Source organism: Microcoleus sp. D3_18a_C4 (genome assembly GCF_036702415.1).
GTDB lineage: Bacteria > Cyanobacteriota > Cyanobacteriia > Cyanobacteriales > Microcoleaceae > Microcoleus.
In genome coordinates, this window is the sequence record NZ_JAUBTI010000007.1 from 40,149 (window position 1) to 66,378 (window position 26,230).

A 26,230-nucleotide genomic window follows, 5' to 3' on the forward strand; every position below is an offset into this window, starting at 1 on the left:
GTTAGTTACTGTCATCTTGGAGAGGTGGCTGAGTGGTCGAAAGCGGCAGATTGCTAATCTGTTAAGGGTGTTAACATCCTTCGAGGGTTCAAATCCCTCCCTCTCCGTTCTATTTAATCGTTTATCGATAAAGGTTTGTGGATTCGTCATACCCTTAAAAGTTGCCTTTTCCGCTTTTTTTTTGCTCACTATTGGCGATTGGTCGCGCCACCTCAGTATGCCGCGATCGTCAATGAAGCTATCGCTGCGATCGCACTTTTCCCAACAACGATCGCAATATGGTACGCTCAAGAGCCGGATATTCATCTGTGTTAAGGTGTGAGTAAGTGATTCCAGAATTCGATGAAAACGGCAACTTACCCCCAGGAGTTCATTTTTGCGAATGGGAAGAATTTGTAGAACGATTTGGAAGCAACGAGCTGAGGTTGCGTTTAATGCGCGGACTGCGAATGGCAATGGAGCAACTCAAAGCAGGTGGTTGCCGGACAATTTATATCAACGGCAGCTTTGTTACCATTAAGCCAGACCCAGGAGATTTTGATGCTTGTTGGGATAGCGAGGATGTCGATTACGATTATCTCCGAAAAAATGCCCCTAGATTACTAAATCATTTGGATCGTAGCGCACAGAAATCCAAATATAAAGGTGAAATTTTTCGTTCAGATCAACCTGTAGGAGATTACGGCTTAAATTCTATAGAATTCTTTCAGCGTGACAGACAGTTAAATCCTAAAGGCATTATTGCTATAGATTTATTAAGGTGGAACCCATGATTAAAAATGAAAAAGAGTATGAATATAGTCAAGAATGCGCCCGAAAATTTGAATATTCTCTTAGGGCGTTAGAGCAAGATGAGGAACTGAAGAAAAAAGACCCCGAAGGGTGGCAACTTTCTGGGGATGTCAAACAATCTCACCTGATGGCTTTACAAGCAGAAATTGCTGAATATGACAGGCTTACCTCTCATGATAGCGACACCCCAATAGTATTAACACTTGATGATATTGATTATTTACCCCAAATCTTGATTAAAGCTCGCATGGCAGCCAAGCTAAGCCAAAAAGAATTGGCAGATTTAGCTGGACTGAAAGAAGAACAAATTAAACGTTATGAAGATAATGACTACGAAGATGCCAGTTTTTTGGAGGTAAGATTTGTAATTGATGCACTGGAAATCAAAATTCAAAAATGTGAGTTTCTAGTTCCTTTAGATACCCTAAGAAGAACGCCAGTTACCAAAGAAGAATTACTTTCCTCAACTCATCGTTTTCACAGCCAACAAGATCAACGAATGATGGAGCAAGTTCAATTAAAAAGTTAGGGTTGACAGTTGACGCTGTTAGAGTCCCAACTTTTTTCAGAAATCGGGAATCTGCGTGTATAGTTTTCAATTTGCCAACCTAAATCTAATTAAGCGCTTTCATCGCTTCGACAAATTGCCGCGATATAAATGGCAAAATCTCTTCATTCTTGCTATTCTCTTTCCCCTCGGTAAATACAACCAACAAATACGGCCGCAAACCCGCTATTTCAATGTATGCCGCATCGTGACGCACTTGACTTGTCAGTCCCGCTTTTGACCACAATTTTGCTGATTCTGGCAATCCGCCACCTAAAAAACCTGTAACTTGATTTTCAGGATCTGCCTCTAATTCTGCTGGGTCTAAACTGCGTTTCATTAAACCCATCATTTCTTGCGATGCTTGGGCAGAAACAGCTACGCCGCCGATTATACTGTGCAGCAAACGCGCCGCTGCATTGGTGGTCAGCATATTTCTATTTTCCATTAATTCTCCCACAAATGCTCGCTCGCGACCGTAGGGGCCGTCACACCAGGTTTTTTGATTGGCGTTAATATTTTGTAATTCTGGCCAATCCAATGATTGAAAGTAACGGTTGACGATGTTTCGCTGCTGTTTCCAAGTTTCAAAGGGGCCTGGTGATAATTCTGGGCCGCTGGTGGTGCCGGTGAGCGCGTCTACTACTAAACTGGTGGCGTCGTTGCTGGAATCAACTATCATATCTCGGACGGCGCGTTCTAATTCTGGCGATGTTTGAATCATGCCTTTTTGCGCCCATTCCCAGATGGCAACGAGGTAGAATAATTTGACGATGCTGGCTGGATAAATTCGTTCGGAAGCCCTAGCGCTAAAACCTCGCGGTTGATATTTCCAAAATTCTTCTGCACTCAGGGCTCCGCCTGTATTGACTCGCACCGGCGGATCGTAGACTATCCAGGTAATGGCTGTACGATCGCCATTTAATCCTGTAAATTCTGACAATGTGGAGTCTATAATGCTACTGCCGAGGTTTTCTAATTGTTCGTCTTTGTGAAAAAATGTCATGGTTAATGGCTGACGGTTAACGGTTAACGGCTAGCAGCTAATGGCAATCTCTCGTTAAATGCGAACAATAAATGCGAACAATTAACAGCACACAATGAGCAATTAGCAATGGCCAATTATCAATTATCTGATGTTGTGGAGTACCGAGCCCGATCGCACATAAATATTTACGATTCCCCAAAGTGCGATCGATTGGCAACTCAAGCAGCGCTGGGGCGGCATTTGCGAGTAGTTGACCCCCCCCAGCTTAGGTCGGGGGGAAGAAATGGCATAGACTCGGTTGTTGAGGGGGATACAACGGCTGTGATGGTGCGGCTGTGCGAAGATGATTATCCGGGATGGCTGGATATTCGAGATGTTGAGTTGCTCGATGTGGCAGAAACAGTGTATCATCCTCTGGTGGTTTCTGAGGCCGAAATCAAGGAAAAATTACCAATTGTAATTACTTTCGCTCGCGAGGCTATGAACCAATCCAATTATTATCTTTGGGGCGGTACAGTCGGGCCGAATTATGATTGTTCGGGCTTGATGCAAGCTGCTTTTGTGGCTGCGGGCATCTGGCTGCCGAGGGATGCTTATCAGCAGGAAGCTTTTACTAAACCTATTAGTATCAGTGCTTTAGATACATCTTGCACCATTCTTAGCAACGGGCAAGATGCCCGTTCCACAACACATCAAGTTTCTTGTGGGGTGGGCATCTTGCCCGCCCATGAAAAACCTATTGACAATGGTGCAAAATGTCAGTTAGAACCGGGGGATTTAGTATTTTTTGGTACACCCGAAAAAGCAACTCATGTAGGATTGTATCTCGGAGATAATCGCTACATTCACAGTTCGGGACAAGCACAAGGTCGCAACGGTATCGGTATCGATGTTTTGTCTGAGGATGGCGATCGAGTTAGTCAAGCTTATTACCAGCAATTGCGGGGATATGGTAAAGTTGTGGCAAGTTATCAACCTAGTTAGTTGTTAACTAATGACTAATGACCAATGACTAATGATTACTGATGTTATCGAATAAATAAATGGACGCTGCATTATTTTTGGAAAAATTGGCTGCACAGCAGGCTGGCGCTGAGGTTGTTCTCGACGTTTCAGTGGTGGTGCCGGTGTATAATGAGGTGGAAAGTTTGCCTCATTTGATTGAGGCGATCGCCTCTTCTATCCAACCCTCTGGACTCAGCTATCAAATTATTTGTGTAGATGACGGTTCTAAGGACGGTTCGGGTGCACTTCTCCAGCAGTTAGCCAGCACTCGCGATGACCTTTGTGCTGTAATTTTGCGCCGCAATTACGGGCAAACTGCTGCCATGTCGGCAGGTTTCGATCGCGCTCGCGGCCGTGCTATTGTTACCCTAGACGGCGATTTGCAAAATGATCCGGCTGATATTCCGCTATTGTTGGCAAAGTTAGATGAAGGCTACGATTTAGTTAGCGGCTGGCGGAAAAATAGGCAGGATAATACTATTAGTCGGTTGATTCCTTCTAAAATTGCGAACTGGTTAATTGGTCGCGTTACAGGCGTAACTTTGCACGACTACGGCTGTTCTTTGAAAGCTTATAAATCCGAGTTGGCAGCAGACTTGAATCTATACGGGGAATTGCACCGCTTTTTGCCTGCTTTAGCGTTTATTGAAGGGGCGAGAATTGCAGAACTTCCGGTGCGACATCACGCCCGCCGTTTCGGTCAAAGTAAGTACGGAATTTGGCGGACTTTTCGGGTCTTGATGGATTTGTTAACTATTTCTTTTATGAAAAAGTTCCTGACTCGACCGATGCACGTTTTTGGACTTTTGGGACTGAGTTCTATGACGTTGGGAACGGTTTTAGGGATTTATTTGACTTTCCTGAAATTGGCTTTTGGTCAAAGTATTGGGAACCGTCCTTTGCTGATTTTGGCTGTGGTTTTGCTGTTGACTGGCGTGCAGTTATTTTGTTTTGGTTTGCTGGCGGAAGTGATGATGCGGACTTATCACGAGTCGCAGGGAAAACCGATTTATCGGGTGCGCGAGGTGTTTGGTTCTAAGTAACTAAATGACTTTTTTTCATCTTCCAGATCCCCCCTAGCCCCCCTTAATAAGGGGGGGAAAAGAGTATGTTCATTAAGGGGGATTTAGGGGCATCGAGACTTTGATAAAAATGAGAGAGACAGTGGGTTTTAGGCTTAAGTTGACACCAATACTTTCTAACTCATCACTTTTTGAGCTTGTCGGAGAGATTGAATAGTTGCGATCGCGTGTTCGGAAACTGCATCTATTTCTGCTTCGGTATTGAAGCGGCCAATACCAAACCGAATTGAAGCATAAGCTAATTTGTCCGATCGCCCGATCGCTGCTAAAACATGAGATGGAGATATTTTCGCGGAAGTGCAAGCAGAGCCCGAAGAAACTGCCGCCGCCGGTTGCAAACCCAACATCAACGCTTGACCGTCAACTCCGGCTACACTAATATTGAGATTCCCCGGCAATCTCTTAGTAGCATGACCGTTGAGAAAAACATCGCCCAATTCACTCAAGTTTTCCCACAAACGCTGCCGCAAATTAACCACTCGTTCTGTTTCCGACTCCATTTCCGCAATTGCCAATTCTACTGCTTTGGCAAACCCAACTATTTGCGGTGGGTAGAGAGTTCCCGATCGCATTCCCCTTTCGTGGCCTCCTCCGTGCATTTGCGGCGCTAGCTGCACTCTCGGTTTGTTGCGGCGCACGTAGAGAGCACCGATGCCTTTTGGCCCGTAGATTTTGTGGGCTGTCAAGGACATTAAATCGATATTCATCTCCTCTACGTCGAGGGGAATTTTGCCAATCGCCTGTGCCGCATCTGTGTGGAAAAGAATGTCATTTCCGCGACAAATTGCTGCAATTTCTGCGATCGGCTGGATGACGCCAATTTCGTTGTTAGCCGTCATCACTGAAACTAAAATTGTCTCGGCGCGAATCGCTTTGATCAAATCGCCTATATCAATCAGCCCGTCGCTTTTCACGGGTAAAACAGTAATGTCAAACCCCAATTTTTGCAAATAGGTACAGGGGTCGAGAATTGCATTGTGTTCGGTTTTTACTGTGATAATGTGCTTTCCTTTACTGAAATAAGCTTCGGCGATACCTTTGATCGCTAAGTTATTTGCTTCGCTTGCGCCACTGGTAAAAACAATTTCTTCGGGGGAGGCGTTGATCGCTTCTGCTATGATTTGTCGTGACTGTTTTACCGCTGCTTCTGCTTCCCAGCCGTAGACGTGGTTGATGCTGGCTGCGTTGCCGAACTGTTCCGTGAAATACGGCAGCATCGCATCAAGTACCCGTTTGTCTACGGGGGTTGTGGCGTGGTTGTCGAGGTATATAGGACGTGCGGACATAGTGCAGTTTTGGGTGAAAAAAGTGTTAGGTTTATTGTAGACGAGCCCCTTGTTCTACTACAAAACTTTATAATTAAGAAATATTTGTGAAGATTTATGCGAGCTGACATTCAGGGATTAGAAATTACTGTCGGTGAGCTCAAGCACCTCACAGGCGCGGGGCCCGATCGCGTATACCGGCCGCCGACAGCGACTAAGTTTGCCCGCGAAGCTTTGAAAACTGTCGGTTTAATTGTTTTGCTTCTAATCAGTTGTTGGCTAATGGTTGCGATATTTCCTAGAGCTTATTTGTTGTGGTTGGCCCTCCACTTGGTTGCGATACTCGGTTTAATCCTTGAGGATGCGTGGAAAATTCGGTGCAGCCGGCAAAACAAAGATTTAATCAATCTTTTTGATGATGTGGATCGCTATAATGGTATAATCGAAGCGATAGCCATTAACGATCGGATAGAAGATGCTGGCAATGCGGAAGTCAAAATCGGCGATCGGGCAAAAGTCATTCAAGCCTTGCAGCTAATCAGAGACGATTTAGTTAGAGCTTTGAAAACCGAAAGAATTCTCAGGGAAAACAAAAAATTTGTCGCTACTAACTCCGAATTGTTTGCCAATAATTTGAGAACTTTGAATGCCCTGCAAATTAGCGATCGAGCCAGCGAACAAGGAAGATTGCTCAACGAAGCTTTGCAGGTAGCCGTGGGAGTTCAAGCAGAAATGAAAAAGTTGCAAGATCGAAACGCTGCTAATTTTAAAAAGGGCAAAAGTTAGTAGCGTGCACGGCTGCGTGCGCCTCTTACCCAGTAGCACTATGCAGCTTACTGAACCGCAACAGGCAGGATGCCTGTTCCACTCGAACTCAAAGACATTTTTAAAATTATGAATTAGGAGAATTGTGAAAAAAATATCATAATTATTGTAAAGTTTTACCTGTTACGTAACAGGTAAGGATATCTTGGAAAGGTGACGTTAACAACCAGGTCAGTATGTCTTCTGCCAAACCCAAGATTATAGTTCTCGACGACGATCCGACAGGTTCTCAAACCGTGCACAGTTGCTTGCTGCTGACACGTTGGGACGAAGACACCCTGCGTTTGGGGCTGCGGGACAAGTGCCCGATTTTCTTCATACTGACAAATACTCGATCGCTAACTCCCGAAAAAGCAGCCTCCGTCACCCGCGAAGTGTGCCAAAATCTAAAAAGGGCGATCGCCAGCGAAAAAATCGAAGACTTCCTAATAGTTAGCCGTTCCGATTCTACCCTGCGCGGCCACTATCCCATCGAAACCGACGCGATCGCCGAAGAACTCGGCCCCTTCGACGCCCATTTTCTAATTCCCGCCTTTTTTGAAGGAGGGAGAATTACCCGCCACAGCGTACACTACCTAATAGTTAACAGTGTCCCGACACCAGTACACCAAACCGAATTTGCCAAAGATTCAGTCTTCGGCTACAGTCACAGTTACCTGCCAGACTATGTAGAAGAAAAAACCAAAGGTCGCATCCCCGCTGATGCAGTCGATCGCATTTTACTCGGAGACATTCGCTACGGAAGTTTAGATCGACTGATGGATATGACAGACAACCAATGTGCGGTTGTTGACGGCCAAAGCCAAGGCGATTTAGACACATTTGCCAAACACATTCTCAATGCAGTCAGTCAAGGCAAAAAGTTTTTATTCCGCAGCGCGGCGAGTATTTTAACATCCTTAGCTGACCTCGGCCCGCAGCCAGTAGCAGCCGACGAAATGGCAAAATACGTGAGGGATGGCAAACCCGGTGCCGTAATAGTTGGTTCCCACGTTAAGAAAACTACTGAACAATTGGAGCGCTTGTTAAAAGAACCCAATATAGTTAGCATTGAAATAGATGTATCTCACTTGTTAGAAGATTCACCTGAGTATCGCACCCAACTGCTCGATGAAATTCTCGAAAAAGCCAGCACTGCTCATGCCGATGGTAAAACGCCTGTAATTTATACCAGCCGCAAGGAACTCGAATTTGAAAATGCAGAAATTAGGTTAAAATTTGGAGAGGCGGTTTCTGCTTTATTGATGGATATCGTGCGGGGACTGCCTGCAGATATCGGGTTTTTGATTAGCAAGGGCGGCATTACTTCTAATGATGTTTTGAGTACAGGTTTGTCGCTGAAAAGTGTCAGGCAAATCGGTCAAATTATCGCAGGTTGTTCGGTGGTGAAAACCGAGGCTAATCATCCTCTGTTTCCCAATTTACCAGTTGTTTTGTTTCCGGGAAATGTGGGGGATAGCCATGCTTTGGCTACGGTTTACAAGCGGCTGAGCAAGTAATCAGCAAACCAATCTAAAAAAACAGAACACCCAGAACCCCGACTTCTCTAAGAAGTCGGGGTTCTAACATCGATACCAAGCTGGAGGCTTCTATTATTTTTATGACCTCAAGCCCGGTACATATCATCTTGGACTTAGATACCACATTGGCGCACAAAGAGCAACTAACATCAAAGAACAGGTATTAGAAAAAGTCTGGACTGGTTGGATAGCTATGCCTTTTGTGGACTTACACCTAGTAAATTGATGCGGAAGCTGTACCGAAGGAAGTATCTTGGCGGAAGCAGAGAATGCTGCTGTGGTTTGGTACGATGCGACATATTTGGCGGAAGCATAAACAAGTTTAATAGGTGCTATTTATTAAATTAATCGATCGGAACGCATTATCAGTAAATATGCGGTTTTCAAATTAATATGAGAGTGCAATTTACTGGTTTTATTGGAGAGGGTCAGGAAACTATCATCTAAAAAAATCAGTATTTTTACCGTTTCAACTTTGATGGAGCAGTCCTAATATATAGTCTTATAGTTAATAAATCACTTTCAGAAAGCAAGGCAGTTTGATGTGATGAAGCACTTTTCCCTATTTTTATTGGTTTTAATTATTTCTGGCTTAGTGGCATTGAGTCATGTGCCTAGAGAAGTTATGGCGATCGAAGAGGTGGAAAGTGACAAGGGATATAACTTGACATCTGCAGAAGCGACTAACAAGAATTCAGTTGAAATTAATGGCATCCGCTTTGAAATTTTGGTTTCAAATAGAGTATGGTTAATCCCTGAGAATCGACCCGATGTAAATACCTTGATTCAGCTCGGTACTCGGATTACAAACAACTCGCCTTCTCCTATTCGCTTACCTTTTTTCGATCCCCTGCTTGTAATTCCCTTAGAAATAGTGGAAGCCGATGGTAAAGTATTACAAAGCAAAGGAGGTAGAGATAGACTCCTAAACTCTCCGCAACTCGCTTGTCCCTTAATTCAACCAGGAGAACACGCAACTTTTTTCCCGGACACCAAAGTTTTTTGGCAGAACAATAGTCTGCTAATCGGAGGCTCTGACGGATTGGGGGGGTCGTGGTATTTTGACAACATAAAGCCGGGTGATTATCAAATTAGATTCAGATATATCAGTTCCCGATCAGTAAGACCGTGCTATGACCCTAAAAAAGATGAAGAACACCTAATACGAGAGATTTGGACAGGTGAAGCAACAACGCCATTTGTCAAGGTTCACCTAGTTTACCCTGGCACATAAATAGCAATTGAGACACAATTTCATATCGATTTCATATCAAGAGAGATTTTTATTCGATACCTACCCTGTTAAGGAGTTGTTAAGAATGCGATTACATCAATACCGGATAGTTTTATTAACGTCCCCTTTACTGTTTGTGCTAACAGGTAGGGCCTGTTTCGCTTTTTCTTTCACAATGCCATCGCAAAGACCAGATTCTCTCTGTACCCAAAGCTCTGTTTATTGTTCTTCAATATCTTATACCCAGCAAGGTATTGGCACCGTAACTACTTATACAACTACTGTGTCGCAACTACCAGTGGGCGGAACGGATGCTTTTTTTAACATGCTGACCTCATCCGTTTGGGCGCAAAACGGTTGGACATTTAACAAAGCGCCATCAGTAGAATCTTTAAAAGGTCGGTTTGATATTGGGGTGTACATTCCTTTTGTTACACCCAATGTGGGAGCAGAAATACAAGTTCTTTACAACCCGGTCGTTGGTCAAGATCCAGTAGGCACTAATGTTCATTTTATTCAAAGGGTAGTTAATAATCATGCCTATATATCTACCCTTCAAGGAGTCATTAAGCAACCTTACGGAACTCCCGATAACAAAATTGACACTGTAATAGAGCAGACACAACTAAGTTTTTTAGACCCTCAAAACCCGCAAAAGCAAACATTTAACCCTTTTTACGATACCTATGGTCAAACCGTAAGATATCCAAATCAAACAATTCTTTTTCGTGATTACCCTGTTCGAGATGATATCTATAATAACAAAGTTTGGGATGCAGAACTTTACTTGGCTGAGATAAAAGATCCCCTTAATAAACCCAATGAAGTCACGATATATGATGGTATCTCATGGGGTTGGAAAAGCATATTTACTCCCCCTAAAACCACTAAAAAGTTCTCCGACAGCCTCGCCTCCGGTTTTGAAGTAGACCGTTTTAACCTTTCTGACCTTACTCCTGGTTCAAAATATATAGCCTGGACAAACAACGACCTCCCCTCAAATCGCTGCAACCCCAACACATTCTTAAGCACTGACAATGACTCAGGTTTTCAGCTAGGATTTGACGACGACAGTAGCCGTGTAGGAAATGGCTTTGCCTCCGCACTAACTGGTACTGTGGGCAGCAGTGGCAATATCAACCTCAATGTCGGTGCTGCTGGTGGAGGTGCTCGCGGTCAAGACACAGGCAATTACGAGCTTTTTGTTGATGTTTACGACCCACAAGACTCGCCAGATTTTAGCGTAGCAAGTAGCGGCGGCGGCGGATTCGGAAAAGAAATGCGCGGCCTGACACAGCAAAACCCCATCCTTCCCAATTCTATCCAAAATGGCTGGCAAGTCTTCAACAAAGTTCCCGGCTGTCGCTGGTTTGACCCTCCAACTACTTACGGCTTTGAATTCCAATCTCTTGAAGACACTTTATTTACTGAAATTCTCGATTTTCCTGTGGGCGATGACCAGGAATTTACTGTTGCAGTAGGAGACTCGATACTCGGTAATTTCAGTCCGGGAGATAAATTAGACTTTGTTTCTTTGTTGGGTTATCCAGTAGACAAGTTTAGAATTACTGGGATTGATTCATTATTTGGTGAGACAGCAGAAACAGCATTTCCAATTCAATTAGCTTTTCAGGAACGGGAAGGAAGTTTCAAGATGCGGCAAATTTCCAAGCCAATTGATGCGGAAGCTGTACCGGAACCGGGGAGTATTTTGGCGACTAAGGGAATGCTGTTATGGTTCGCTGGGATGCGGCATATTTTACGCAAGCATAAACAAGTTTAATAATTATTATTTATTAAATCGATCGAGCGGAACGCATTATTAGTAAATCTGCCGCTATCGAATTAATATGAGAGTCCAATTTAGTCTTTTTACTGCTCGCACTAAGTAAATATAACGTAAAAATCCCTGAATTTTTACGGTTAAAGCATTAAGGAATTAGTTTTAATATATAATGAATACTCTTGTCTCGGCGGAAAAATTTGCCGACTTAATCGCAGATATTTGTACATTTAATCATCGAACTATTTCATCCGTAGAGATACGCTTATCCAATTCAGAGCGAGCGCAATTCACTGTATTTACTGAACAATAGAGGTCAAGATTGTCGCAAAAACTTAAGTAGTATTGCGGATGGTCAAGCACCCAGAATTTTTATAGAGTTACACATAGCGATGAAACAGCCACAACAAAAATATTTGTGGGTCGTTAGCGATCGGAGCTGTTCTTTGAGACTACTTGATTATCTGGGAATTGAGAGGGGAGCAAACATGACAAACATAGAATCTTTTGACAACAATGCCGTTGAAGCAAACGGCATATTCATAGAAGTCACGAATCCAAGTCCAAGGTTTTATCCTACCTTAGTCTTTCCCATCCCCAAAAATCTGCTTGGCTCCCATACTTCTATCCAAGTGACGCTGCGTATTATCAACAACACTTCAACTTCTTTTCGCGTCAACCCATCCCAAACCTTTATTCCAGAGGTTTGGACATCTGATAATCAAACAAGACAAAGACTTCGAGATATTGATTGTCTTGCAGCTAGCACTCACCCAAACAGACCTTTCGATCGAGAAGCAACGAGCGGGTTAGCTGGTTTAAGACCCAACTTAGCCCCTGCGATCGAACACAACGAGACGAGAAATTTTGATTGGTGGGAAATCAAACCAGAACTTCCAAGAATTATTTTTCTAACCGCATTGCTTTATTGGGATAATAACTTGCTTGTACTTAAAGTTCCTACTATTCCTGACAATTCTCGAAGTTCGATAGACCATAACAATTGCTGGTATTTCGAGGTAATCCCCGAAGAAACCTATCAGCTCCGATTCGTCTTGAATACCGATTGCAATACCACACCTGTTTCCGAGTCAGATACCAAAGCAGCAAGAACTGCACAAGAAACGGGATCGGGGCTGTTGGCAAGCCCTTTTGTGAATCTTCGCCTAGTTATGCCCCTATCGACTGATAGTAGTGCAATTGAAGTGGATGGCATTCAGTTCAAAACAGAGATGCCGGAGTCCGTGTTAATTATCCCTCCTAATCTGCCTGGTGCTCGGACTGCTGTGAAGCTAGGTATCCGGGCTACTAACAATACATCAACCGCTTTTCGCTTTCAGCAATTAGATTCCCTTGACTTAACACTAATAGGTGACGACGGTAAAGAAATAAAATGGAGGAGCGACCTCATGAGAACCTGGGTAGGTAAAGGGCCAAACTATTACTTAGCTCCACCAAGAGATAGTGCCTTATTTGTTTTAGATGGAAGGCTTTCCTGGCATTGGAATCAGCTTCTACTCGCAATTCCCAACCAAGCTGGAGGCTTCTATTATTTTTATGACCTCAAGCCCGGTACATATCATCTTGGACTTAGATACCTCATTGGCGCACAAAGAGCAACTAACATCAAAGAACAGGTATTAGAAAAAGTCTGGACTGGTTGGATAGCGATGCCTTTTGTGGACTTACACTTAGTAAATTGATGAACATACGAAACTTTATTGATAAATTATATATTGTAGTGTAAGATACTTTTTTTTGCAGGCGATCGAAGTTTAGTATTTTTAATTGTAGCAGCATAAAAATATCACGTAAAAAATCAGTATTTTTACGGTTAAAACATTTATGAATTAGTCCTAATATATAACCAAGTAATTGATGAGTCACTTTGTGAAAGCAAAGCTAATTGATGTGATTAAGCATTTTGCCTTGTTTTTATTGGCTTTAATCATTTCGGGTGTAATGGCACTGAGCCATGTGTCCGCAGGATCGACAGCGCCCTCTGATATAGGAATAACCAGGGTGACTGAGTTGAAATCCGTAGATTTACCGGACAGCAAGACTGTTGAAGGGGAAGGCATTTCTATGAATATCTCAGTACCGTACTTTATTTTACCCATACCGGAAAAGAAGCTGGATATCAGTAGCCCTTTATCTTTTGTAGTTAGCATTGCCAACAATACACAAAATTTCATTCGAGCTGACAACGACACATTGATTCCAGAACTTGTAGGGCAAGATGGTCGCTCGCTGCCACTACAAAAAGCTAGAGATAGACAGTCAAATAGGAGAAGTTTGTGCGGATTAGTGGAGCCAGGAACAACAAAATTATTCCGTTCAGGTGTACTTACATGGAATAATAATAAGCTTCAACTCAAAGGTGATGCTGGGCTTGGTTACTTCTGGTATTTTGACGAACTCAAGCCCGGAGAATATCAGCTTCGGTTCATTTATGACAGTCCTGGTGGAAAAGTTTCATGCTATGACGTAGAAACGCAAAAGCCGATGACAGTAAAAGGACTTGGAAGAGGTCAGGGAGCTACGAACTTCATACCGATTCGCGTAGTTCATCCTGTATCCATTAACAGCAATACAGTTGAAGTAGATGGCATTCGCTTTGAAATTATCATGCCAGAGCGTGTCCTGACAATCCCTCTAAATAATCCCAATACTACAACTGCTGTCAAACTCGGTCTTAGAATTACCAATAAAACAGTAACCTCGTTTCGCTTTCAACAGTTTAATACAACGTTACAAATTCTAGGGCAAGATGGTAAAAAACTGCGGTGGAAAGGACGCGGTGGAGGGAATTTACTGGCAGGATACAACTGTCAGCTAGTCAAGCCTGGAGAAAATGTTACTTTCGGTTTAGATGCCAAACTTTTTTGGGAAAATAACTTACTTTTACTTGGACGCTCTGAACGCTCTGGAGACTTCAGGTATTTTGATGAGCTGACGCCTGGTAAGTATCAGATAAGAATTGGGTACAGCCCTGGAGTGTCAGAGGTAAGCTGCATGCAGGATCTCTCAGGAGATACATGGAAAGGCTTGGGAGCTACGCCTTTTGTAGGGTTTAACTTAGTCGAGCATTAAACTTTAACGACATCACACTTGTCTGTTAGGTAGGATTTCACCCCTGGTTGATAGTTTTTAAAATTAGTGGTTTGTAAGGAGTTACAAAAAATGCGATTACGACAATATCCCTTGGTATTTTTGACAACAAGCTTGCTGCTCTGGCTGATGGATTATGGAGCGAGTGCATTCTCTTTTAGTTTGGGCGGTGACACTAGCTCTAAAACCATTTCATACAAAGACCCGGTTAAGGCTGAAGGTAAAATAACTGTAAAACAGGTAAAACTTCTCGACCCACCTGCTCAAAGTAGTGACTTTCTGAGAACCCTCCAAACCCTTTTTCAAGGATGGGAATTTAATCCGGTATCAATAGATGGTAGATTTGAGATTGTAGAAAATCAGCCTTACTACATATCAGAGCCTAACTTCCCAGACGAAGCTATTCAGGTAGGGGCTAAATTTGAACTAAATTACCTTTATCAGATAGCAGAAGATGGAGTTTCCAGCAGTTTTCACAAGAATCTTAACAATTTACATTGGATTCAGCGGGTAACTAACTATAACTTTTTAAAGGATCGTAAAGGAGAACCAAACAATTTCATTGACGTTCCATCTTTTCAGGGTAATCCCTTCTACGATCTGCAGTTTCCAGGAGTGTTACAACCCGGTGTATTCAAAGACTATCCATTCAGCAATAATGTCTTGATAGGCCATACCTTTGATGCTGAACTCTATCTGGTTGAAAAGACTGCAGACAATAAAGTCTCAATTTATAACGGAGTTTCTTGGGGTTGGAAAAGTACAATTAATCGTCCTAAAACGTCTAAAAAGTTTTCAGATAGTCTAGCATCGGGTGTGGAAATAGACCGCTTCAGCATCCCAGAAATTACTCCTGGTTCAAAATATATAGCCTGGACAAACAACGACCTTCCCTCCAACCGCTGCAACCCCAACACATTCTTAAGCACTGACAATGACTCAGGTTTTCAGCTAGGATTTGACGACGACAGTAGCCCTGTAGGAAATGGCTTTGCCTCCGCACTAACTGGTACTGTGGGCAGTAGTGGCAATATCAACTTCGATGTCCGTGCTGCTGGTGGAGGTGCTCGCGGTCAAGACACAGGCAATTACGAGCTTTTTGTTGATGTTTACGACCCACAAGACTCGCCAGATTTTAGCTCTGCAGCTAGTGGCGGCGGCGGCTTCGGAAAAGAAATGCGCGGCCTCACACAGCAAAACCCCATCCTTCCCAATTCTATCCAAAATGGCTGGCAAGTTTTCAACAAAGTTCCCGGCTGTCGCTGGTATGACCCTCCAACTACTTACGGCTTTGAATTCCAATCTCTGGAAGACACTTTATTTACTGAAATTCTCGATTTTCCTGCGGGCGATGACCAGGAATTTACTGTTGCAGTAGGAGATTCGATCCTCGGTAATTTCAGTCCGGGAGATAAATTAGACTTTGTTTCTTTGTTGGGTTATCCAGTAGACAAGTTTAGAATCACTGGGATTGATTCATTATTTGGCCCGACAGCAGAAACAGCATTTCCCATTCAATTAGCTTTTCAGGAACGGGAAGGAAGTTTCAAGATGCGGCAAATTTCCCAGCCAATTGATGCGGAAGCTGTACCGGAACCGGGGAGTATTTTGGCGGCTAAGGGAATGCTGTTATGGTTCGCTGGGATGCGGCATATTTTGCGAAAAAAGCGGCTGGCTGGATAATTTTTCTAGACCCTAATATCCAGACCGGGGCGGGTTTTTGAGATTGTCAATTATTAGCAGGTATTGTTGGTGAACCCGCCCCTACAGGAATCACTATCGAATGAGCCTAATATCCAGACCGGGGCGGGTTTTTGAGATTGTCAATTATTAGCAGATATTGTTGGTGAACCCGCCCCTACAGGAATCACTATCGAATGAACTGAAGATGCTGCGATTGCTTCGATTCGCTGGCACTGACACAAAGCTCGCAATTACACAACTATATTTCATATGAAAAATATTTACACTTTGCTATATGCTTTCAGTCTCATTCTCATCAACCCTTGGGGAGGCAGCCGCGGCGAAATTTGGACGCAACCTAAAGTTTTTGTTGTCCTGCTGATTGTGCTTTCAAATTTATCATTTTTATGGGAAGAAAGGAAACTTTTAACTTTTTCCCGGCAGTGGAAAGTCTGCCTGATTTTGTGGGGAGTGTTTTTGACGGTGGGAGCGATTTCTACCCTAAAAAGTCCTTTCCCGGAGCGTTCTTTTTGGGGACAAGACCAAATGGGAGATGGCTGGCTGTATTGGCTGTTAATTGCTATTTTTTCGCTGAGCAATAGGTTGCTGCTAAAACTTCATCCCGAACTGTTTCTCTCTCAAATGCGGGGTTTGCTGATAGGAGGTGCGGTTGTAGCTGTTAGCGTTTTTCCGCAAGTTGTGAACTGGCAAATTGATTATACAGCAACGAACGGTCAGTTGGTCGCAAATGATGTTTTGGCTAGTACGATTTTTCGAGGACAGCAGCCGATCGCACTTTTCTCGCACCGCGGCCACGCAGCTATAGTATTGGCTCTGACAGCCGTTATTTGTGCGGTAGCTTGGAAGCGGAAATTAATTAGCGATCGCACTGCCACTCTCGCTTTATTTCTCATTCTCCCCGCTTTGCTATTTACCAACACTCGCACAGCAGTTTTATCTTTAATAATAGCAATATTTTACTTATTGGGACGGCAATATTACAAACAATTAATTCCCGCTCTTGCGATCGGCTTTGTGGCCATTAGTGCGATGACTTTTACTAGACCTCTGGACTGGAATCGAGTATCTGTTGCACAAGTAATGTCCAGCCGATCGCCTTTGTGGGAAATTGCTGTGCGCGGGATTCAAAAACGACCTCTCTTTGGCTGGGGTTTTAACGGATTTGGCATCGCATATCCTTTCGTCGCCACTCCCAATAAGGTTCCTGAAATTGTGAATTTAGGTCAGTTTTCTTATGATTATATGGCCCCAAACGGACAGGTTCGCACTGAAAAAATACCGAGTTATAAAGCTCACAATTGGATTTTAGATACTGCTATTTCTACAGGCATTCTGGGACTAATCGCTGCTGTTGCTTTGTGGGGATATTGCTTGAAATGCGCGATCGTGTCGCTAAATACCGATTTATCAGCAGTGGCGATCGGCTATTTAACTTTCATTCTGCCTTGGTTTGAGTGCGCTCAATACGCGCAGGTGCTTTGGTTAGCGCTAGATGGCTCCGAATCGAGTTTTCCGAGTCCAAAACTCTCAATCCTGCAATAATAGTCGGTTTTTCTCTTGCACCCACCGCTAACAAATGATATTATTATAAGTCTGCCTGCAATTAAAACCTCAGCCAAAAATTAAAAATCGTACCCGTAACAAAAACTCTTAAAAAAATTAGATTGCCAAAAAAGTCATGCTCGATACTCCACATCTAGGGCTGACCCCCCAAGTCCCACTCCTATCGGTAGCGTTTTGATACTTGTATCTGGCTGAGTCGGAAAACTCAGTACAAATTTTTGCCTCGTAATTTTTAGCTGAAAGGATTAACATATAAGGGTGACAGAACATTATCATCCCCTAAACTCATTAAAAGATGGCCATTGGTTCAAGCTGATCTGTGGGGCGAGCTTTCAGCACCTACCGGCTGTACGGAATCTCACCTTGGCTTACACCTTAGCAGGCGCTGACTGTATCGATGTCGCGGCAGATCCCGCCGCCGTCGCCGCAGCGAAAGAAGCCCTACAAGTGGCCAGCGACTTACAGGCAAGAACTCAAAACCGCAGGTTTGGCGGCAAAGGGTTGCCGTTGCTGATGGTGAGTTTAAACGATGGGGAAGACCCGCATTTTCGCAAAGCCGAATTCAACCCAGCCGATTGTCCGGCGGACTGCTGGCGGCCGTGCGAAAAAATATGTCCAGCCGAAGCAATAGTTTTTCAGAGTGCTGGCAGTGGTTTTTCCGGGGTGATAGACCAGCAATGCTATGGCTGCGGTCGCTGTCTGCCGATTTGTCCGAGCCAACTGATTTATACTCGTTCTTACGTGTCTGCTCCCGCCGCGATCGCACCTTTAATCTTGCAATCCGGTGCGGATGCCCTAGAAATCCACACGCAAGTAGGCAGAGAGGCAGATTTTGCGCGACTTTGGTCGAGCATAGCTCCCTGGGTCGCTCAACTCAAGGTAATAGCAATTAGTTGCCCCGATGGAGACGGTTTGATTGATTATTTGCGGACACTCTATCAAATAATTTCCCCCCTTCCTTGTCCCCTAATTTGGCAAACGGACGGTAGGCCAATGAGCGGAGATATCGGAACAGGAACTACTAGAGCCGCGGTCAAACTCGGTCAAAAAGTTTTGGCTGCCCAGTTGCCGGGATACGTGCAACTTGCAGGCGGCACTAATGCTCACACTGTCAGCAAGCTGAGAGCCGAGGGACTGATGAAGGATGCCGGGAAAAATTTGTCAGTTCCCCCTGTCCCATACATTGCAGGTGTAGCTTACGGCAGCTATGCCAGGGTTTTGCTATCGCCAGTTTTAGAACAATTAGAAACAATGCAGACCGATCGAGCCTCTGCCGTTCCGGTGGCAGTCGCGCGGCCAGCAGCCGGAGTTCAAACATCTCGGCTACCTCAGCTCGAAGCCGTCCCAGAACTTCTCTCACAGGCCGTGAGTTTAGCTTGTTCTCTAGTTTCCCAGCTCAAAGAATTTTAGTCAGTAGTCATTAGTCATTAGTCAGTAGTTAGTGGTTATATCGCTTCCGCTTTCATCAGAATCATAATTTTCCGAGTGCGAGCGTCCCGCTCGCGAGCGGGACGCTCGCACTGAGAGAGCGTTCGGATGTAATCGGATTTGATATTACAAGTAAAAAACAACTGGCAACTGACAACTGACAACTGGCAACTGACAACTGACTAAAAAGTTGAAAACGTCACCGAACACATCGAGGCGAATGCAGATTACAGACGACCTCAACAGATTATTAGACATCGTGCCAGATGAGATCCGGCAGCCCTTAGAGCAGCACCCGCAGCGCAACAATCTCATTGAGATTGTCATGGATTTGGGCCGCCAACCTGAAGCTCGTTTTCCATCCTTGGCCGAACCTCTTTCCCAAACTCCGATTACCAAAGCACACATCAACTATTGCATCGAGCGAGTCGGCCACTTCGGCGGCGACAACCGAGCCGGTATCGAGCAAACCCTGCACCGAATTAGCGCCCTTCGCAACCGCAGCGGCGAGATTATCGGCTTGACTTTGAGGGTGGGCCGCGCTGTGTTCGGGACGATCGGCATTATCCGCGATTTGGTGGAAACCGGTCAGTCAATTTTGATGCTCGGCCGCCCCGGTGTTGGCAAAACCACGGCCCTGCGCGAAATTGCCCGCGTGCTCGCCGATGACTTGGAAAAACGGGTGGTAATCATCGACACCTCCAACGAAATTGCCGGAGATGGAGATATCCCACACCCAGCGATCGGCAGAGCTCGCAGAATGCAAGTTTCCCGCCCCGAACTCCAGCACCAAGTCATGATCGAAGCAGTGGAAAACCATATGCCGGAAGTGATCGTGATTGACGAAATCGGCACGGAACTCGAAGCTTTGGCGGCTCGGACGATCGCCGAAAGGGGCGTGCAGTTGGTCGGTACAGCCCACGGGAACCGGCTCGAAAACTTGATGAAAAACCCGACTCTGGCCGATTTAATTGGGGGCATCCAAGCGGTGACGCTGGGAGATGACGAAGCAAGACGGCGCGGTTCTCAAAAGACGGTTTTGGAGCGCAAATCACCGCCAACTTTTGAAATAGCCGTCGAAATGCTGGAACGCCAGCGCTGGGTAATACACGAGCGAGTTGCAGATTCGATCGACACTCTGCTGCGGGGACGCGAACCGAGCCAGCAAATCAGAAGTGTCAGCGACAGAGGAGAAGTAATTATCGAGCGCGACTCAGCCGCTCCGCCCGCCCGGTTTCCGGGGATGCCAGCTTCCGGCGGCCCCGCTGCTGTATCGGCAATCCGGCCCGTCACACCGATCTCTGGGTGGCGGAGTGCTGGCAAAATGGTGCCGATGCCCGCTCCAGGCGAGAACTTCGCTGCTAAAAGCGCGCCGGTTTCTGAGACTCGGTATTTCGAGCAACTGCTCGAAGAATCCCTGTCCGTCGAACCAGTACCCACCCCCGGACGCTATTCCCATAATGTCGGCCCTAACGGCGAAGATTTGCCCCTCCACGTTTATCCTTACGGCATACCTCGACACCAGCTCGAACAGGTGATTTCGACGCTGAATCTGCCGGTGCTGCTGACGAAGGATATTGAGAGTGCTGACGTGGTTTTGGCTTTGCGATCGAACGTTCGGAACCAGTCGAAATTGAGGCACTTGGCCAAAACTCGCCAAGTTCCCCTGCACACAATTAAGGCCGCCACTATTCCCCACGTAGCGAGAGCTTTGCGGCGCCTGTTGGACATGGATGACCCAGGTACCCCGGAAGTGGCAGACCTCGCTTTATTCGCCCGCAGCGGTTCTTCTGACGAGCTCGAAGCTCTCGAAGAAACGCGCTTAGCAGTAGAGCAAATTGTCATTCCCAAGGGACAGCCGGTGGAACTCCTGCCCCGTTCTCCCAACGTCCGCAAAATGCAGCACGAACTTGTGGAACACTATCACCTGAAATCCCACAGTTTTGGGGAAGAACCCAATCGCCGCCTGCGGATATATCCAGCTTAAAGTGGGAGGTTGATGCCTGTGAAGGCAGAAGGTGGAAGGCAGAAGGGAGAATTTTTTCCTGGCTTCTGTCTTTTACCTTTTGCCTTTTTCGTTTAAATAGATGACCACTTTCTGATATGATGTTGTGTGATACTGTTCTTGTTAAGGCGATCGGCTAAATTCCCAATTTCTAATTTCAAATTCCCCAATTTCCAATTACCAATACTTCGACTGCACGAGCTTACAAGTTCCCCAATTCCCAATAGTTCAGCTACGCACTTCCCTTCGGCTCCCTTTGGCTTTGCGAACGGACGAGCCGCAGGCTAGCAGCTCTGCTCAGCACAAACTCAGCAACAGCTCAGTAAAAATTCCCAATTTCCCAATTATTAAAAGAATCTACCTGAGTTGAGATGAATGATTCAATAATTCAGCTATTTATTAACTTAATTACTACTCAGATTGGTTTGCGAATTCGGTCGCAAGATCGTTCGGGTTTGTCTCACAAAATTTTGACTCGGATGAGAGCCAAAAAAATCGCCGAACCCGAAAAATATTATAAACTTTTAACTGCCCAAACTTTGGAAAGTAAAAACGAATGGACAGAATTAGTATTGCTATTGACAACAATTGAAAGTTATTTTATGCGAGATAAAGGACAGTTTGCTCTGTTAAATAGAGTAATTTTTCCTGAATTGATAGAGCAGAAAAGAAAATTGCACCAGACCTTGGGAAAGCAGCCGACACTGCGAATCTGGAGTGCGGGCTGCTCCACTGGTGAAGAACCTTATTCTTTAGCTATTGTTTTAAAACAGTTGATTCCCGATTGGGAAGAATGGAAAATATTAATTTTAGGTACAGATATCAATGAAAAAGTAATCAAAAAAGCGCCCCAGGGAGTTTACAGTCATTGGTCGTTTCGCTTGGTTGAACCGCAGATACAAAAGGAGTATTTTCATCAGAGGGAAAATGATTGGGAAATTAATCTAGAATTGCGCCAAAGTGTCAACTTTAGCTGTGTAAATTTAATCACAGATGAGTTTCCTAATATTTACCAAAATCTTTATAACATAGACTTAATTTTGTGTAGAAATGTTTTTGTGTATTTTGAACATAAGTATATTTCACTGGTACTGAAAAAATTTTCCAATACCCTGAGACCTGGAGGATATTTAATGACCGGTCACGCTGAAGTTTACGGTCAAATTATGAACGAGTTTGAACCCAAGATTTTCCCGGAGTCGGTGGTGTATCAGCGTCGGGATGCCGTACCGGAGGAAGGCGGTCAAATAGAGTCTAGGGTTGCGACGGTAGGGGAAGCCAACTCGGCATTTCGGGAATTCCCGAAAGCAGATCCTGTGGGCGATGATAGTGGTGAGTTGCTAACATGGGAAACGATGCCACCTAGTGTTACTACTAACAGCAATTTTCCAGAAATGCCGCCCGTATTAAAAATAAGTAATCCCCTGGGAGCGCGCTCTCAGGAGGACGGCTTGGCGGGCAAGGCAGTGTCAGTCTCACAGACAATAATAGCAGAAAATGGTCAAAATAAAACGCCTCAAATGCTAATTTTAGAGGCTAAAAAATCATTTAAGAATAAAAATTATGCTGAGGCGCTCAACAAGGCACAAGAGGCAATAGATTTGCAGGGACATAATTTTGAGGCTTATTATTTGATGGCTCAAGTTCAGGCAAATTCCGGCAATTATTCTCAGGCCATAGAATACTGTAATCGAGCTAGAAAAGTCGATCCGGGTTCAGTATTTACTGATTATTTACAAGCTCAAATTGCTGAAGAACAGGGGCAATTGGAAACCGCCAAGAATTTATTAAAGAGGACTATTTATATGTGCCCATCTTTTGTGTCGGCTTATATAGAACTAGGGAATATATACAATAAAGAAGGTCAAGTAAAAAGAGCTCTTAAAATGTACAATTCATCTTGTGAAATCCTGAAAGCACTACCGCCCCACACTCCCATAGATTCCCAGGGGAAAATGACAGCTAGTCAAGTGCTGATGAATGTTAAAAAAAAATTGTTAAAATTATACAGTAAAGAAACTGTACACTAAAATATGGAAACTAAACCGTATCTTATCTTTGAACAGAACGGTTTTCTCTGCGGTATAGAAGCCTGCTACGTTCGGGAAATTTTATTTCTGCCGGAGTTGACAGCAATTGCAGAAGCACCTCAAGATATTGTTGGGGCGATCGACCTTCGGGGCGAAATTCTGCCCGTGATGGATCTGAATCTCCGTTTTGGATACGTTTGGCAAGAGTATTCTCTGACAGATAGTACGATCGTCCTAGAGTGGCAAGAATCGCAACTCGGTATAATTGTCAATCAAGTTCGCGAAGTTAAGGAAATCTCAGAAGATGCGATCGCTCCGCAGCTATCTTACGGGCGAGATAATTCAGAAGCCTCTCATCATTTTGTAGCTGGATTGGCCCGCTGCGAAGCCGATATTATCATGCTGCTGAATCTCGATTCCCTAATTAGATATTCTCCCAAAAAGTCAGAGGAAAGCTGGTCTGTTTCTCCCAGCAATGCAGGTAGTGCAGAAACAGCAGGTGAGGCAGAGACGAAAAATTTAAAGTGGCAAATAAATGGAAAATGGTTAGGCGAAAATCCTAAAATTATGAGCAAGCGGGACGTTTTTTGCCCGCACGCTACCCCGCAAGAAAAAGCTATTTTTCAATCGCGGGCTAATAATTTAAGGCGGCAAGGCGAGGGGGAAAATGGTGCTGCAATTAATATGTCTTTGGCAGTGTTTGCTTTGAATGGCGAATACTTGGGTATTCCTTTAGAGCTAGTGCGCGAATTTACTGACATTGGTCAAGTAACTCCGGTTCCTTGCACTCCCGATCGCATAGTGGGAAATATAAATTTACGGGGAGAAATTGTGACGCTAATTGATATTCGCAGTGTTTTAAATATGTCTTTAAATATGTCGGATGCTGCAAATTATCTCTCTAAGGCGATCGTTGTTGAAGTTGGGGATTTTGTCACTGGTATAGTTGTTGACGAAATATTAGATATTATATACTTAAATGTGTCGGAAATTGCGGCTGTTCCGACTGCACTGTATTCTGTCAACCGCGAATATCTCCGGGGGACAGCTATTTACGGGGAAAAAATGATGGCTATTCTGAACTTGCAAAAACTGCTGACCAAAGGAGGACTGGTGGTTGATGAGGAGGTTTGAATCAACAAGTTATCTCAATTATATCAGTTCCGGTTGCACGATCGCGATGATTGTTGACGTTTCACGGTTGACACTGGACGATTGACAGTGAGTCGAAAAGCTGAAAATGGCGCTGATATATGGAAGATACATATGGTGAGCACTTGACTCGACTTTACCACGACGATGCTAGCAGATTTTATCTTATATAGTGCGTCTAAATGAGTTGTAAAATTAAGGTATGTCCACTCCCCCCGTGCTTAAGCGGGTCGGGGTAGGCAGTCTTGTCACTAACCCTACCAATCTGCATGAATGATTTAGACTTGCTATATAGCAACCGCCAATACGGTGAGGAAGTTGTTCGGGGCCCAAATCATTGATTTTATTGCTTCTTCCTTCTTTTTAACTTGCCATTCTACTACGCTCAGGAGAGGAACCGCGACTTGCCGATCGCGCCCCGATCGTAACCGAATGGCGATCGGCTTCGCCTCCCCTGAGCTTAGTCAAAGGGAAGCGAGCCGAAGCAGCTTCTTCCTTCTTCCTTCAACATACGCTATACCAAATCCCCTCGCTTTTCAAGCCATATTGGACTAAAATTAAGGAGAAAAATATGTTTGCTAACTTAATAAAATTAAATATTAGGAAGAGAATGCTGCTTGCATATGTAGCGCCCGCAACTATATACTTGGGTTTTCCCGTGCTAGTTTATACAACCACTAATCAGGTATTGAGTAATTTTCAAGAAGTAGAAAGGATCGAAAATGTGATCAGACACACAAATAATATGTCTGCAGGTGCCGAGCAAATGGTACGGGGGTTGCGCGGCTATTTAATTAATAATAAAAATACGGACTTTTTAAATGATTTTCAAACAGGTTTAGAATTAGCACGGCAGTCGGCTAATAGTGTTGAGTCAATGATCCAAAATCCTGCACAAAAAGAACGTTTAGAGAAGATGCTACAACTCTGCAACCAATATTATGAGAGTTCTAACGAAATGATGGGTTTTTTACAACAAAATAAGAGGGCGGAAGCCGTGGCTATATTTAACACCGGAAAACAGACAAAATTTGTGAATGAATTTGTGGAAGTGAATAAGCAATTTCGCGACATTGAAGTCAATGCGATTAAGCAAGCCACCGCAAAAACGAAGGAATCTTTAGTTTTCTTGCTCTGGGCTGTGGTATTTGCTTCCGTACTTTTATTGGTGTTAGGTACTATTATAGCTGGGTTGATTTCGTCAGGAATTGCACAAACTATCGATCGGGCCATTAGCTCGATCGCCACTTCTTCCACTGAGATCGCAGCCACCGTGGAAGAACAGGAACGCATGGCAAGTCAGCAAGCAGCTTCAGTAAATGAAACTACTACTACAATGGACGAATTGGGAGCATCTTCCAGGGCGACATCACAGCAGATAGAAACAGCCGTGGTTCAAGCAATGCAAGCTTTGAATTTAGCTGGAGGTGGCACAAAAGCTGTAGAACAAACTTTAGAAGCAATGGCCACTCTAAAAACTAAAGTTCAGGATATCCAAGGACAAATTATAGAGTTGAGCGAACAAACAGATCACATTGGTAATATCTCAACTGTAGTTAGCGATTTGGCCAATCAAACTAATATGTTAGCACTCAACGCTGCTGTTGAAGCAGTGCGGGCGGGGGAACACGGCAAGGGGTTTGGCGTGGTGGCGTCAGAAATTCGCAAACTGGCCGATCGCAGTAAAAAATCGGGAGCGCAAATTAATCTATTAGTGGCTGATATTCAAAGGGCGATTAACTCAACGGTAATGGTGACAGACGAAGGAACTAAAACTGTGGAATCGGGCGTGAATATTGCCTCAGAAACCGCAGTGGCATTTGCAGGAGTTGCCAATGCCATTAACAATGTGGTTTTGAGTTCTCAGCAAATTTCGCTGAATGCCAAACAGCAAGCGATCGCGATCGAACAGGTAGTGCAAGCTATGAACTCCCTCAATCAAGCGGCAGCCCAAACCGCTTGCGGTATCAGTCAAACTAAAGTCGGCACTCAAAAATTGAATGAAGCAGCCTTAGATTTGAAAGCAGTTTTGTAGGAGATCGATGAATTATGAGTAGTTCCGAAAAAATGCCCAATATATCCTTAAAAATTAAATCAATTGCTTTGGCGATCGGCATCGCTACAATTCCCGCGATCTTAACGGGAGTAATAACTTGTTTCTGGGCAAATCAGAACCTAATCTCAAATCAGCAGTGT

19 protein-coding genes and 1 tRNA gene are annotated in these 26,230 nt (G+C 44.4%); 18 read left to right on the forward strand and 2 right to left on the reverse strand.

Annotated elements, in window-relative coordinates; translation table 11 throughout:
• Window positions 1-18: 18 nt before the first annotated feature.
• The 3 genes from QUB16_RS05715 to QUB16_RS05725 all read left to right on the forward strand — a co-directional run bounded on the left by QUB16_RS05715 (window position 19) and on the right by QUB16_RS05725 (window position 1,321).
• Window positions 19-107: transfer RNA gene (locus tag QUB16_RS05715), tRNA-Ser, on the forward strand.
• Window positions 108-326: 219 nt separating this feature from the next.
• Entirely contained in the window at window positions 327-773 is a 447-nt protein-coding gene (locus tag QUB16_RS05720; protein WP_333105416.1) for a DUF6932 family protein, read from the forward strand.
• Window positions 770-1,321 (forward strand): helix-turn-helix transcriptional regulator, encoded by a 552-nt coding sequence (locus QUB16_RS05725; protein ID WP_333314717.1) that lies wholly within the window; start codon window positions 770-772, stop codon window positions 1,319-1,321. The genes QUB16_RS05720 and QUB16_RS05725 overlap by 4 nt, the downstream gene beginning before the upstream one ends.
• 85 nt (window positions 1,322-1,406) lie before the next feature.
• On the opposite strand, the gene QUB16_RS05730 is transcribed toward QUB16_RS05725, so the two are convergent.
• Window positions 1,407-2,345 (reverse strand): serine hydrolase, encoded by a 939-nt coding sequence (locus QUB16_RS05730; RefSeq protein ID WP_333314719.1) that lies wholly within the window; start codon window positions 2,343-2,345, stop codon window positions 1,407-1,409.
• A 108-nt stretch (window positions 2,346-2,453) separates the two neighbouring features.
• Here QUB16_RS05730 and QUB16_RS05735 point away from each other — a divergent pair, with 108 nt between their 5' ends.
• Complete coding sequence (locus QUB16_RS05735) at window positions 2,454-3,311, forward strand: C40 family peptidase (protein WP_333314720.1); 858 nt, start codon at window positions 2,454-2,456, stop codon at window positions 3,309-3,311.
• A 59-nt stretch (window positions 3,312-3,370) separates the two neighbouring features.
• The gene (locus QUB16_RS05740; RefSeq protein ID WP_333314722.1) at window positions 3,371-4,375 is read left to right on the forward strand and encodes a glycosyltransferase family 2 protein; all 1,005 of its coding nucleotides are present in this window, start codon (window positions 3,371-3,373) and stop codon (window positions 4,373-4,375) included.
• 155 nt (window positions 4,376-4,530) lie between these two features.
• Here QUB16_RS05740 and QUB16_RS05745 read toward each other — a convergent pair whose 3' ends face one another.
• On the reverse strand, window positions 4,531-5,700 hold the full coding sequence (locus QUB16_RS05745) for an IscS subfamily cysteine desulfurase (protein WP_333314724.1): 1,170 nt from the start codon (window positions 5,698-5,700) through the stop codon (window positions 4,531-4,533).
• Window positions 5,701-5,796: 96 nt separating this feature from the next.
• On the opposite strand from QUB16_RS05745, the gene QUB16_RS05750 reads away from it, so the two are divergent.
• The 13 genes from QUB16_RS05750 to QUB16_RS05810 all read left to right on the forward strand — a co-directional run bounded on the left by QUB16_RS05750 (window position 5,797) and on the right by QUB16_RS05810 (window position 26,069).
• The gene (locus QUB16_RS05750) at window positions 5,797-6,465 is read left to right on the forward strand and encodes a hypothetical protein (protein WP_333314726.1); all 669 of its coding nucleotides are present in this window, start codon (window positions 5,797-5,799) and stop codon (window positions 6,463-6,465) included.
• A 215-nt stretch (window positions 6,466-6,680) separates the two neighbouring features.
• Window positions 6,681-8,003 carry a four-carbon acid sugar kinase family protein gene (locus tag QUB16_RS05755; protein ID WP_333314728.1) on the forward strand — a complete coding sequence of 441 codons (1,323 nt, stop codon included), beginning with the start codon at window positions 6,681-6,683 and terminating at the stop codon, window positions 8,001-8,003.
• 568 nt (window positions 8,004-8,571) lie between these two features.
• Window positions 8,572-9,258: a hypothetical protein gene (locus QUB16_RS05760; protein WP_333314730.1), complete on the forward strand. Its 687-nt coding sequence runs from the start codon at window positions 8,572-8,574 to the stop codon at window positions 9,256-9,258.
• Window positions 9,259-9,583: 325 nt separating this feature from the next.
• On the forward strand, window positions 9,584-11,041 hold the full coding sequence (locus tag QUB16_RS05765; protein ID WP_333314732.1) for a hypothetical protein: 1,458 nt from the start codon (window positions 9,584-9,586) through the stop codon (window positions 11,039-11,041).
• Between the two features lie 488 nt (window positions 11,042-11,529).
• Window positions 11,530-12,744, forward strand: a complete 1,215-nt coding sequence (locus tag QUB16_RS05770) for a hypothetical protein (RefSeq protein ID WP_333314735.1) — start codon at window positions 11,530-11,532, stop codon at window positions 12,742-12,744.
• 187 nt (window positions 12,745-12,931) lie between these two features.
• Window positions 12,932-14,134: a histidine kinase gene (locus tag QUB16_RS05775; RefSeq protein ID WP_333314736.1), complete on the forward strand. Its 1,203-nt coding sequence runs from the start codon at window positions 12,932-12,934 to the stop codon at window positions 14,132-14,134.
• A 90-nt stretch (window positions 14,135-14,224) separates the two neighbouring features.
• Entirely contained in the window at window positions 14,225-15,835 is a 1,611-nt protein-coding gene (locus QUB16_RS05780) for a hypothetical protein (protein ID WP_333314739.1), read from the forward strand.
• A gap of 270 nt (window positions 15,836-16,105) precedes the next feature.
• A complete protein-coding gene (locus tag QUB16_RS05785) occupies window positions 16,106-17,398 on the forward strand; it encodes an O-antigen ligase family protein (RefSeq protein WP_333314742.1) in 1,293 nt (430 codons plus the stop codon).
• Between the two features lie 279 nt (window positions 17,399-17,677).
• Window positions 17,678-18,829 (forward strand): circadian clock protein LdpA, encoded by a 1,152-nt coding sequence (gene ldpA, locus QUB16_RS05790; RefSeq protein WP_333314743.1) that lies wholly within the window; start codon window positions 17,678-17,680, stop codon window positions 18,827-18,829.
• A 238-nt stretch (window positions 18,830-19,067) separates the two neighbouring features.
• Window positions 19,068-20,834 carry a R3H domain-containing nucleic acid-binding protein gene (locus tag QUB16_RS05795; RefSeq protein ID WP_333314745.1) on the forward strand — a complete coding sequence of 589 codons (1,767 nt, stop codon included), beginning with the start codon at window positions 19,068-19,070 and terminating at the stop codon, window positions 20,832-20,834.
• 389 nt (window positions 20,835-21,223) lie between these two features.
• Complete coding sequence (locus QUB16_RS05800) at window positions 21,224-22,882, forward strand: CheR family methyltransferase (protein WP_333314746.1); 1,659 nt, start codon at window positions 21,224-21,226, stop codon at window positions 22,880-22,882.
• Window positions 22,883-22,885: 3 nt separating this feature from the next.
• Window positions 22,886-24,016 carry a chemotaxis protein CheW gene (locus QUB16_RS05805; protein ID WP_333314749.1) on the forward strand — a complete coding sequence of 377 codons (1,131 nt, stop codon included), beginning with the start codon at window positions 22,886-22,888 and terminating at the stop codon, window positions 24,014-24,016.
• A gap of 628 nt (window positions 24,017-24,644) precedes the next feature.
• On the forward strand, window positions 24,645-26,069 hold the full coding sequence (locus QUB16_RS05810) for a methyl-accepting chemotaxis protein (RefSeq protein WP_333314751.1): 1,425 nt from the start codon (window positions 24,645-24,647) through the stop codon (window positions 26,067-26,069).
• Window positions 26,070-26,230 lie beyond the last annotated feature (161 nt).